This is a genomic window from Eubacterium limosum (assembly GCF_000807675.2).
Lineage (GTDB): Bacteria > Bacillota > Clostridia > Eubacteriales > Eubacteriaceae > Eubacterium > Eubacterium limosum.
Window position 1 is genome coordinate 2,870,511 of record NZ_CP019962.1, and the last position, 12,909, is coordinate 2,883,419.

The 12,909-nt window shown below is 50.6% G+C and carries 4 protein-coding genes; all 4 read left to right on the forward strand.

The window, feature by feature from the left end; genetic code table 11:
- Positions 1-61 precede the first annotated feature (61 nt).
- Positions 62-8,287 carry an InlB B-repeat-containing protein gene (locus tag B2M23_RS20955; protein ID WP_152025452.1) on the forward strand — a complete coding sequence of 2,742 codons (8,226 nt, stop codon included), beginning with the start codon at positions 62-64 and terminating at the stop codon, positions 8,285-8,287.
- Between the two features lie 81 nt (positions 8,288-8,368).
- Complete coding sequence (locus B2M23_RS13495) at positions 8,369-9,841, forward strand: alanine/glycine:cation symporter family protein (protein WP_013379485.1); 1,473 nt, start codon at positions 8,369-8,371, stop codon at positions 9,839-9,841.
- Between the two features lie 168 nt (positions 9,842-10,009).
- Positions 10,010-11,557, forward strand: coding sequence for an alpha-glucoside-specific PTS transporter subunit IIBC (locus tag B2M23_RS13500; RefSeq protein WP_013379487.1), 1,548 nt, complete (start codon positions 10,010-10,012; stop codon positions 11,555-11,557).
- Between the two features lie 18 nt (positions 11,558-11,575).
- Complete coding sequence (locus B2M23_RS13505; RefSeq protein ID WP_013379488.1) at positions 11,576-12,898, forward strand: 6-phospho-alpha-glucosidase; 1,323 nt, start codon at positions 11,576-11,578, stop codon at positions 12,896-12,898.
- Positions 12,899-12,909 lie beyond the last annotated feature (11 nt).

Genomic DNA, 12,909 nt, shown 5'->3' on the forward strand with positions numbered 1-12,909 from the left:
TAATTAAAGGATAAGCTGTGAAAAATCAAATGACTGTTCAAAATTTAGAAAGGAAATTTAGATGATGAAAAAAACGAATGATACAAAATTATACAAAATATATATAAGCCTGCTAATGATGGTAGTCATGATATTTCCGATTTTTCTCAGCACAGCCGTTCAGGCCGAAATAGTAGCTCCAGAAAATCCAATCCAGGTGATTACCGCCTTTAATGTTTCTGACGAAGATCTGAAAAGCCGGAATATTGCTTTGGGGACAAAGACGGAGCAGCTGGGCTTGCCGGACAGCGTGCTCGTTGATCTTGAAGAATCAGACGAAATGCCGGAAAGGGGTGTGGAGGTACCACTTACCTGGACATCGCAGCCCCAGTACGATAAGGATACTCCAGGCGAGTATACCTTTACAGCCTCTGCAGGGGAAGAATACGTGCTGGCAGACGGTCTCGCTGCGCCAAGCATTAAGGTGGTTGTAGAAAAGGAAGCGGATAACCAAGAGAGATTGCTCAGACAGGCGCAGCCCTTGTCAAATGCGGAGCCATATCAGATTAGCAGCGCCGGCAGTGCTTTAGACCAAACAAAATACACGACGCTGAAGGCCGCTTTTGACGCCATTAACCTGAATACAGCGGCGCAGTATACCATCAGCCTGAGCAGTAATGACGATATGACAGGCGATGGAGCGGCAGAGCTTACCCGGGCAAATGTAAAAATAATTTTAAATGGAAATGGACACACCATTCTCCAGGGGGATAACGCCAAACATGTTAAAAGCACCAACAATATTGATCTGGAAATGATCAACATAAAATTAACGGCCAGCGATAATACTTATGGCGGCATTGAAGCCAACGGAAAGGTGAGCATAAAAGATTCAAGGTGGTCGAATATGTCGTCAGGCCTTCTGTCAGTAACAGCAAGCTTTACGAACAGCACTTTTCAGAATATCACAGGTCAAATGATATACAGGCCGCAAAGCAGTGCGTTCACCGATTGCACATTTAAGGATATGTCGAGTGATAATTTTATGTTTATTTACTCGTCTGGAAGCACCTTATTTAAAAACTGTATCCTGGAAAACGTGGGCTATCTTCATCATGACCGCAGCAGTCCGCTGACCATTGAGGATTGTACCTTTAAAAATACCGGACGGATTTTTACATGGAATAACTGTACTTTAATCTTAAAAGGGACAGTCCTTCTGGATGGTACGCCTATTGAAATGAGAAATAATGCTATTTTGACCGTAGAACCCGGCAGCGACCTCACCATAAAAAACACAACAACGTCCGCGATTTACGGCGGCAATTTGAGCAATATCAATTTTTCCGGCGCGAATGTTAAATTTGAAAATAATGGCAGAAACATCCGTTCCAGAAAGCCCACCAGTGAGGAAATTGCCCAATACCCGAATATTTCAGCGGTCCGCACCAGCATTGTGGAAAAGTATTATAACTATCTGCATCCCCTGAATAACAAAGATATTGCCTTTACAGGCGGAATAGATTTTCCATCGTATATACCGACCTACGACCCCAACAAGGGCTCAGGCACAAGGTATGAAGACCGGGATACCCGGGAACCGGACTATAAAAATGTGTTTTACGGGACAGGCGCAGGATACATTGTTTTGGATAATACTTCGGACCCACATCTGAAGTACTCAAGAGTCGGTTATGAGTTTATTTCATGGAACACCAAAAGTGATGGTACCGGCCATTCCTATACTGCATACGATGTTGCTACGATAGACGCGGATAACAATACTTTTTACGCTTTCTGGAAAGCGCACCAGTACACAATAAAGTTTGACGGTAACACGGCAGATGGCGGCAGTACAGATGATCAGACCATGACCTACGATACGGCAGCCAACCTGACGGCCAACGGCTATACCAAAACTGGGTACACCTTTACCGGCTGGAATACCCAGCCTGACGGTACGGGAACTGCCTATAGCAACGGTCAAAATGTAAAGAACCTGACAACTGCAGATGGCGATATGATAACACTGTACGCTCAGTGGCGTGCCAACAACTATACCATCAAATATGACGGCAATGCTGCGGACAGCGGCAGTATGAATGACCAGCCAATGGTTTTTGACGTTGCAGCCAACCTGACTGATAATGCCTATGCCAGAATCGGCTATACCTTTACAGGCTGGAATACCCAGCCTGACGGTACGGGAACTGCCTATAGCGATGGTCAAAATGTAAAAAACCTGACCGCTGCAGATGGCGATACGATAACCCTGTTCGCTCAGTGGCGCGCTAACAGCTATACCATCCAATTTGATGGCAACACCGCCGATGGCGGCGATACGGCCAGCCAGAGCATGACCTACGATGCGGCGGCCAATCTAACCGTCAACGGATACACCAAAACAGGCTATACCTTTACGGGCTGGAATACCCAGTCCGATGGCAGTGGAACCGTCTACACCGATGGACAGAATGTGGTAAACCTGACCGCTGTCGAAGGAGAAAAAGTTACACTATATGCTCAGTGGCGTGCAAATAATTATACCATCAGGTTTGATGGCAACACCGCCGATGGCGGCAGTACCTCAGACCAGGCCATGACCTATGACCAGGCGGCCAACCTGACAGCCAACGGCTATACCAAAACCGGTTATAGCTTCAAGGGGTGGAATACCCAGTCCGACGGCGGCGGAACCGCCTATACCGATGGACAGAATGTGGTAAACCTGACCGCCGTCGAAGGAGAAAAAGTTACACTATATGCTCAGTGGCGTGCAAATAATTATACCATCAGGTTTGATGGCAACACCGCCGATGGCGGCAGTACCTCAGACCAGGCCATGACCTATGACCAGGCGGCCAACCTGACAGCCAACGGCTATACCAAAACCGGTTATAGCTTCAAGGGGTGGAATACCCAGTCCGACGGCGGCGGAACCGTCTATACCGATGGACAGAATGTGGTAAACCTGACCGCTGTCGAAGGAGAAAAAGTTACACTATATGCTCAGTGGCGTGCAAATAATTATACTATCAGGTTCGATGGCAACACCGCCGACGGCGGAGATATGGCCGACCAGAGCATGACCTATGACCAGGCGGCCAACCTGACGGCCAACGGCTATACCAAAACAGGCTACACCTTCACGGGCTGGAACACCCAGTCCGATGGCGGCGGAACCGCCTATACTGAAGGGCAGAATGTCGTGAATCTGACATCTGTTGAAGGAGAAAGGGTTACCCTGTACGCCCAGTGGCGTGCCAACAGCTATACCATCCAATTCGATGGCAACACCGCCGACGGCGGAGATACGGCCGACCAGAGCATGACCTATGACCAGGCGGCAGACCTGACGGCCAACGGCTATACCAAAACCGGCTACACCTTCACGGGCTGGAATACCCAGTCCGATGGCGGCGGAACCGCCTATACTGAAGGGCAGAATGTCGTGAATCTGACATCTGTTGAAGGAGAAAGGGTTACCCTGTACGCCCAGTGGCGTGCCAACAGCTATACCATCCAATTCGATGGCAACACCGCCGACGGCGGTAACACGCCAGCCCAGACCATGACTTACGATGCGGCGGCCAATCTAACCGTCAACGGCTACACCAAAACAGGCTATACCTTTGCGGGCTGGAATACCCAGTCCGACGGCGGCGGAACCGCCTATAGCGATGGGCAGAATGTGGTAAACCTGACCGCTGTCGAAGGAGAAAAAGTTACATTATATGCTCAGTGGCGTGCAAATAATTATACCATCAGGTTCGATGGTAACACCGCCGCCGGCGGTAACACGCCAGATCAGAGCATGACCTATGATACAGCTGTAAACTTGACCGCCAACGGCTATACCAAAACAGGCTACACCTTTACCGGGTGGAATACCCAACTCGATGGCGGCGGAACCGCCTATACCGATGGACAATTGGTCAGCAATCTGACTTCAGAAAAAGAAGGGTCAGTCACCCTGTACGCCCAGTGGCGCGCTAACAATTACACCATCCAATTTGATGGCAACACCGCCGACGGCGGAGATACGGTCGACCAGAGCATGACCTATGACCAGGCGGCCAACCTGACAGCCAACGGCTATACCAAAACAGGCTATACCTTCATTGGCTGGAATACCCAGCCCGATGGCGGCGGAATGGCCTATGATGATGGACAAAGCGTCATAAATCTGACGCCAAATGATGGTGAAACCGTCACGTTGTATGCCCAGTGGCACGCTAACAGCTATACCATCCAGTTCGATGGCAACACCGCCGACGGCGGTAACACGCCAGCCCAGACCATGACCTACGATGCGGCGGCCAATCTAACCGTCAACGGCTACACCAAAACAGGCTATACCTTTGCGGGCTGGAATACCCAGTCCGACGGCGGCGGAACCGCCTATAGCGATGGGCAGAATGTGGTAAACCTGACCGCTGGCGAAGGAGAAAAAGTTACATTATATGCTCAGTGGCGTGCAAATAATTATACCATCAGGTTCGATGGCAACACCGCCGAAGGCGGAGATACGGCCGACCAGAGCATGACCTATGACCAAGCGGCCAACCTGACCGCCAACGGCTATACCAAAACCGGCTACACCTTTACCGGGTGGAACACCCAGTCCGACGGCGGCGGAACCGCCTATACTGATGGACAAAATGTCATAAACCTGACATCTGTCGAAGGAGAAACGGTTACTCTGTTTGCCCAATGGCGCACCAACAGCTATACCATCCACTTCGATGGCAATACCGCCGATGGCGGCGATACGGCCAGCCAGGTCATGACCTATAATCAAGCAGCAGACCTGACGGCCAACGGCTATACCAAAACCGGCTACACCTTTACCGGGTGGAACACCCAACCCGATGGCGGCGGAACTAGCTATATCGATGGACAGAATGTTACAAATCTGACGTCTGTCGATGGGGAAACCTTTACCTTGTTTGCCCAGTGGCGCGCCAACAGCTATACCATCCAGTTCGATGGCAACACGGCCGACGGCGGCAGCACACCAGAGCAGACCATGACCTACGATCAGGCAGCCAGCCTGACGGCCAACGGCTATACCAAGACAGGCTACACCTTTAGCGGCTGGAACACCCAACCCGATGGCGGCGGAACAACCTATACCGATGGACAGAATGTCACAAATCTGACTTCAAAGGAAGGAGACAAGGTAACGTTGTTCGCCCAGTGGCGAGCCAACAGCTATACCATCCAATTTGATGGCAATACCGCCGATGGCGGCGATACGGCCAGCCAGAGCATGACCTATGATACAGCTGTAAACCTGACCGCCAATGGTTATACCAAAACCGGCTACACCTTCACGGGCTGGAACACCCAGTCCGATGGCGGAGGAACCGCCTATACTGAAGGGCAGAATGTCGTGAATCTGACATCTGTTGAAGGAGAAAGGGTTACCCTGTACGCCCAGTGGCGTGCCAACAGCTATACCATCCACTTCGATGGTAATACCGCCGATGGCGGCGATACGGCCAGCCAGAGCATGACCTATGATACAGCCGTAAACCTGACCGCCAATGGTTATACAAAGACAGGCTACACCTTTACCGGGTGGAACACCCAACCCGATGGCGGCGGAACTAGCTATACCGATGGACAGAATGTTACAAATCTGATGTCTGTCGAAGGAGGGACGGTTACCCTGTACGCCCAATGGCGCGCCAATAATTACACCATCCACTTCGATGGCAACACCGCCGATGGCGGCAGCACACCAGAGCAGGCCATGACCTACGATCAGGCAGCCAGCCTGACGCCCAATGGCTACACTAAAACAGGATACACCTTTATGAACTGGAACACCCAGCGTGATGGCGGCGGAACCGCCTATACCGATGGACAGAATGTCAGTAATCTGAGTTCAAAAGAAGGAGACAGCGTAACGCTGTACGCCCAGTGGCGCGCCAACAGCTATACCATCCAATATGACGGCAACAACGCCGATGGCGGAGATATGGCTAACCAAAGCATGACCTATGATCAGGCGGCCAACCTGACGGCCAACAGCTATGCCAAAACAGGCTACACCTTTGCGGGCTGGAACACTCGGCCCGATGGCGCCGGTACGGCTTATGGCAACGAACAAAGCGTGGTGAACCTGACACCAGACGATGGCAGTATCATAACCCTGTACGCCCAATGGCATGCCAATAATTATAAAGTGGCATTTGACGGAAATACGGCTGACAGCGGAAGTATGAGCGATCAGCCAATGGCCTTTGACATTGAAGTGAACCTGACCGCCAACGCCTATACCAAAACCGGTTACACCTTTGTGGGATGGAATACCGAGAAAGGCGGCGAAGGGACAGCCTATACCGATGGACAGACAGTGGTTAATCTGACAGCGGTCGAAGGCGAAACCGTCACGCTCTATGCCCAGTGGCGCGCCAACAAATACATTATCCACTTCGATGGCAATACGGCCGACGGCGGCAGCACAACAGAGCAGGCTATGACCTATGACACAGCGGCCACCTTGACGGCCAATGGCTACACCAAAACAGGCTACACCTTCATTGGATGGAATACCCAGCCCGATGGCGGCGGAATGGCCTATGATGATGGACAAAGCGTCATAAATCTGACGCCAAATGATGGTGAAACCGTCACGTTGTATGCCCAGTGGCACGCTAACAGCTATACCATCCAGTTCGATGGCAACACCGCTGACAGCGGCAGCATGACAGACCAGAGCATGACCTATGATCAGGCAGCCAGCCTGACCGCCAACGGCTATATCAAAACAGGCTATGCCTTTGTGGGCTGGAATACCCAGCCCGACGGAGGGGGAACCGCCTATACTGATGGACAAACGGTCAGTAACCTGACTTCAGAAGAAGGAGGGACAGTTACCCTGTTCGCCCAATGGCGCGCCAATAATTACACCATCCACTTCGATGGCAATACGGCCGATGGCGGCAGCACACCAGAGCAGGCCATGACCTACGATCAGGCAGCCAGCCTGACCACCAACGGCTACACTAAAACAGGCTACACCTTCATGAACTGGAACACCCAGCGTGATGGTGGCGGAACCGCCTATACCGATGGACAGAATGTCAGTAATCTGAGTTCAGAAGAAGGAGACAGCGTAACGCTGTACGCCCAATGGCGTGCCAACAGATACACTGTCCAATTTGACGGCAACACGGCCGACGGCGGCAGCACGCCGGAGCAGGCCATGACCTATGATCAGGCAGCCAGCCTGACGATTAACGGCTATACCAAAACCGGCTACACCTTTACCGGCTGGAACACCCAACCCGATGGCGGCGGAACTAGCTATACCGATGGACAGAATGTTACAAATCTGACATCTGTCGAAGGAGGGACGGTTACCCTGTACGCCCAATGGCGCGTCAACACCTACAGCATCCAATATGACGGCAACACGGCCGACGGCGGCAGCACGCCGGGGCAGGCCATGACCTATGATCAGGCAGCCAGCCTGACGGTTAACGGCTATACCAAAACCGGCTACACCTTTACCGGCTGGAACACCCAGCCCGATGGAACAGGAGCAGCTTTTAACGATGAGCAGACTGTAATCAACCTGTCTCCAAGGGACGAGGATATTGTTATCCTCTACGCCCAGTGGCGGGCCAACCACTATACCATCCAATTTGACGGCAATACTGCCGAAAGCGGCAGTACGCCTGACCAAATAATGACCTATGATCAGACAGCGGAACTGACGGCCAACGGCTATACCAAAACCGGCTTTGCCTTTTCGGGCTGGAATACCCAGGCCGACGGCCAGGGAACCGGCTATACAGAGCGAGAAAGCGTAAAAAACCTGACCACTGTGGACGATGATACCGTTCTTTTATATGCTCAGTGGCGTTTAAGAATACCGGGCATCACCGTAAACCAGAATGTGAGCGCGCATGGGGATACCATCAACGTGACAGGCACCGATTTTGAGCCAAACGCAGAGATCACCTTTACAGTGCATTCAACCCCAAGGGAAGTCGGGCGAGTACATGCCGACAGCAATGGGGAGGCCCTGTTTACCTTCCAGATGCCCTTTGACATTGAAGCCGGGGATCACACCCTTTTAGCCGACAACGGTATCCACTCCGCTCAGACACCCGTTAAGGTAACAGCATCCGCACACGCCGATTCCAATGCGGCGGACAACAGCGGGCATACAGGCGGTAACAGCGCAGGCACCGGAATACAGGGAACCACCTACATTCCGATCATCATGATACTGCTGCTCTGCGGTGTTTTAGTGGTTGTATTATTAAAGAGAAAACATTCAAAACGTTAACTTTTTATCATTGGAAAGACACAGGTAAGTCCACATAACGATGCCTATGTGGACTTACACTTTTGGACTAGGAGAAAAACAATGGAAAATTTCGTTGCAATAACAGAAGTAATCAAAAATGTGGTTTGGAGTAATATTCTTGTTATCCTCTTAATGGGAGCTGGTATTTATTTTTCGATCCGGCTGAAATTTCCGCAGCTTCGTTTTTTTAAGGAGATGATCAGAGTTTTAAAAGGCAACGGCGACACAAGTGATGGGATCACACCATTCCAGGCATTTGCGACAGCCCTTGGGGCGCGTGTCGGCGTCGGGAATATCGCGGGTGTAGCGACAGCCATCTATTTTGGCGGGCCAGGTGCTCTTTTCTGGATTTGGGCCTTTGGATTCTTTGCCACCTGTACGGCTTTGTCTGAAGCTGTGCTGGGACAGGCCTATAAGATTAAAACAGGTAACGAATACCTGGGTGGCCCGGCTTTTTATATTGAGCGGGGATTGAAGTGTAAACCTTTAGCAAAGATATTTGCCATCATACTGATTCTGGGCATTGGAATACTCATGCCCGGTATCCAGATGGACGCGATTGTCACAACGCTGGACAACGCCTATGGTGTCAACACGCTGGTTACTGCCATTATCGGCACAGCGCTCATAGGGATTATCATCTGGGGTGGGATCAAGCGTATCGGACGGGTAGCCGAAGGCATGGCGCCCTTCATGTGCGCCATTTACCTGTTGTTTGGCATTGCTGTCATTATTCAAAACATCACAAAGGTGCCAGAGGTATTCTCAGTGATTTTCACCTCTGCCTTTGGAACAAACGCTATTTTTGGCGGTATTCTGGGTTCAGCGGTTTCGTGGGGCGTAAGGCGCGGGATCTTTTCGACCGATGCGGGCTATGGCTCCGGCGGTATCATGGCAGCGGCGGCAGAAGCGACCCACCCGGCCAAGCAGGGGCTCATTCAGGCTCTGTCCATTTATCTGAGCATCTTTATCGTCTGCACAATCTCAGGCTTAGTCATCCTGCTGTCCGGCATTTATAACGTTGTGGACGAGAGCACCGGCGCCATGCTGGCGCAGGGTGCGCCTAACCTTGAGCAGGGCGCCCTCTGGGTACAGACCGCGCTCAATAACCTGACACCCAACACCATTCCGTGGGAAGGTAAAATTTTGAGTGTCATCATAGCGCTGTTTGCCCTGACCACCCTGCTCGGATATTATTACCAGATCGAGAGCAATGTCCGGTATTTATTCAGAAATGTGGGAACACTGGGACGAACAATCTTACGCCTTGCTTTTTTAGCCGCTATTTTTATTGGCGGTATCGCGGATTCGTCAATGCTCTGGAATGTCATGGATATTGGCGTGGCCTGCATGGCATGGATCAATATTATTGTTGTGCTGCTTCTTTCAAATCAGGTTGTAAAGATTATGAAGGATTATGAAATACAAAAGAAGGCAGGCGTTATGGAGCCCGTATTTAATCCGAAGCTTCTGAACATAGAGGACACAACACAGGTATGGTCTAAATATCAAAAGGAGAGTGACAGTTTATAGGGCAGCGCCTTATCTGCTTTTTGCTGGTAAAATTCACAGCTTTTGGTGCAGAAAACGGAATGATGGCCGATTTCCCAGAATAGGCCAGAATGATTGTAACCTTCAAATGAAGCTGTTAAGATAAAACCAGATGAATAATCGTTATCAAAAGACTGGGAGGGAAAAGTTATGATGCAGAAAATTCAGAAATTTGGCGGGGCAATGTTTACACCTGTTTTGCTCTTTGCTTTTGCGGGGATTGTTGTCGGCATAGGAACACTTTTTACCACCCAGGCCATTTTTGGCGAGCTGGCAAGCCCGGAAAGCCTCTGGTTCAAATGCTGGAACGTCGTGCTTCAGGGCGGCTGGACCGTATTCCGGCAGCTCCCGCTGCTGTTTGTGGTGGCCCTGCCCATCGGTCTTGCCAAAAAACAAAATGCGCGCTGCTGTATGGAAGCGCTGGTCCTCTATTTAACCTTCAACTATTTTGTCTCAATCATGCTCTCCCAATGGGGCGCAGACCTTGGCATTGACCTGACATCTCAGGCAGAAGGCGGAAGCCATTTAACCCAGATTGCCGGTATTGAGACCCTCGATATGGGGATGTTCGGGGCATTGGGAATTTCGGCGCTCGTCATATTTCTGCACAACCGGTTTTATGAAAAAGAGCTGCCGGAATGGCTGGGTATTTTCAGCGGCTCCACCTTTGTATTTATGATTGGCTTCTTCGCAATGCTGCCAGTGGCAGTCTTAGCGATCCTTATATGGCCTCAGGTTCAGCTTTTAATGAGCGCCCTTCAGCAGTTTGTACTGGGAGCAGGCACCTTGGGTGTGGGCTTGTTTGTATTTTTGGAAAAGCTGCTGATCCCCTTTGGCCTCCACCATCTGCTTTACTCCTCTTTCTACTTTGATAATGTGGTCATTAACGGAGGAATCTATTCTTACTGGGCCACACAGCTCCCTCAACTCGCGGCGTCGACAGAAGCATTAAAGGAGTTGGCGCCGTGGGCCTCCTACACAGCCACAGGATTTTCAAAGATATTCGGCTGTCCGGGGATCGCGCTGGCCTTTTATTTCACCGCTAAGCCACAGAACAGGAAACGTTTGCTGGCGCTGCTGATCCCAATAACACTGACCGCTGTTTTGTGCGGGGTGACCGAGCCCATTGAGTTCACATTTTTATTTATCGCGCCTGTTTTATTTATTGTGCACGCTGTATTGTCAGCGCTGCTGGCCATGGTGATTAACCTGCTGGGAATAACCGGAATCTTTTCCGGGGGCCTTATCGAGATGGCCTCCTTCAACTGGATTCCCCTCATGGGAAGCCACTGGCAGCAATACCTGCTCCTGTTTGCCGTAGGGCTTGCTTTTACAGGTATCTGGTTTGTCGTGTTTCGCTTTATAATTCTTAAGCTTAATCTCAAAACACCAGGGCGCCAGGATGAAGAAAACGTCAAATTTTATTCCAAGTCGGATTACAGGGCCAGTAAAAGCGATGAAGAGACACTTATTGTGCAAAAAGTGCTCGAGGCACTGGGAGGAAAAGAAAATATCATCGACGTCACGAATTGTGCGACACGCCTCAGGGTGAATATTAAAGACCCAAAAGTGGTGCTGGACGATCAGGCTTTTAAGGACCTCGGAACACATGGGTGCATTACGAGCGGCAGATCCGTCCAGGTCATTATAGGATTGTCCGTCGCAAAATTTCGGGAACAGTTTGAAAATTTATTATAAACACAGGAGGATAATGCAATGACACAAAAATATACCATTACAGTAGCAGGCGGAGGCAGTACTTTTACACCAGGTATTGTTCTGATGCTGTTAAAAGAGAGCAGCCGCTTTCCGATAAGGAAAATCATGCTCTATGACAACGACCCCGAGAGACAGAAAATAATCGCAGAAGCCTGTGGAATTTACCTCCGCGAGAACGCGCCGGAAATTGAGTTTGGTTATACCGATGATCCAAAGGAAGCTTTTACAGGCATCGACTTTGTGCTGGCGCATATCCGTGTTGGAAAATACGCCATGCGCGAAAAGGATGAGAAGATTCCCTTAAAATATGGGGTTGTGGGTCAGGAGACCTGCGGCCCGGGCGGTATCGCCTACGGCATGCGCTCCATCGGCGGCGTCCTTGAGATTTTAAACTATATGGAAGCGTATTCTCCGGACGCCTGGATGCTGAACTATTCAAACCCGGCCGCCATTGTAGCCGAGGCGACCAATCGGCTGAGGCCAGATTCAAAGATTTTGAACATCTGTGATATGCCCATCGACCTTGAAGAAAAAATGGCGGGAATAGCAGGGCTCAAGTCGCGTAAGGAAATGCAGGTCGGCTACTATGGCCTGAACCACTTTGGGTGGTGGCACCAGATCTATGACAAAGCAGGCAACGACCTGATGCCCGTTATCAGGGCATACATTGCGGAAAACGGCTTTCCAGTCAGTGCAGAGCAGCAGGTCGATGACAGCTGGGCTCACACCTTTAAAATGGCCAGAGAGGTTTACGCGATTGATCCGGAGACAATCCCAAATACTTATTTGAAGTACTATCTGTTTCCCTACGAGATCGCTGCCGGGCTGGACCCAGAATATACCAGAGCCAATGAAGTTATGGACGGGCGGGAAAAAAAGGTGTTCAGCGTCTGCCGCGAGATCATCGAAAAGGGAACCAGCAGCGGCAGTAATTTTGAAGCAGACGCCCACGCTACCTATATTGTCGATTTGGCCAGGGCGATTGCGGAGAACACCCAGGAGCGTTTTTTACTCATCGTTCCGAATGAAGGGGCCATTGAGAATTTTGAGCGGACCGCCATGGTGGAAATTCCCTGTATTGTCGGAAAAAACGGTTATGAGAAAATCTGCCAGGGAAAAATCCCGCGTTTTCAAAAAGGGATGATGGAGCAGCAGGTCAACGTCGAGAAACTGGTGGTAGACGCATGGATTGAGGGCAGCTACCAGAAGCTGTGGCAGGCCCTGACACTTTCCAAAACCGTCCCGAGCGCGGCAGCGGCAAAAGTCATATTAGATGAATTTATCCAGGCCAATGAAGATTACTGGCCTGAGCTTACTTAATCACATAAACA

What these genes read in the sequence shown, in the direction of transcription:
- B2M23_RS20955 (WP_152025452.1), top strand. Translation starts at nt 62, where the DNA reads ATGATGAAAAAAACGAATGATACAAAATTATACAAAATATATATAAGC.
- B2M23_RS13495 (WP_013379485.1), top strand. Translation starts at nt 8,369, where the DNA reads ATGGAAAATTTCGTTGCAATAACAGAAGTAATCAAAAATGTGGTTTGG.
- B2M23_RS13500 (WP_013379487.1), top strand. Translation starts at nt 10,010, where the DNA reads ATGATGCAGAAAATTCAGAAATTTGGCGGGGCAATGTTTACACCTGTT.
- B2M23_RS13505 (WP_013379488.1), top strand. Translation starts at nt 11,576, where the DNA reads ATGACACAAAAATATACCATTACAGTAGCAGGCGGAGGCAGTACTTTT.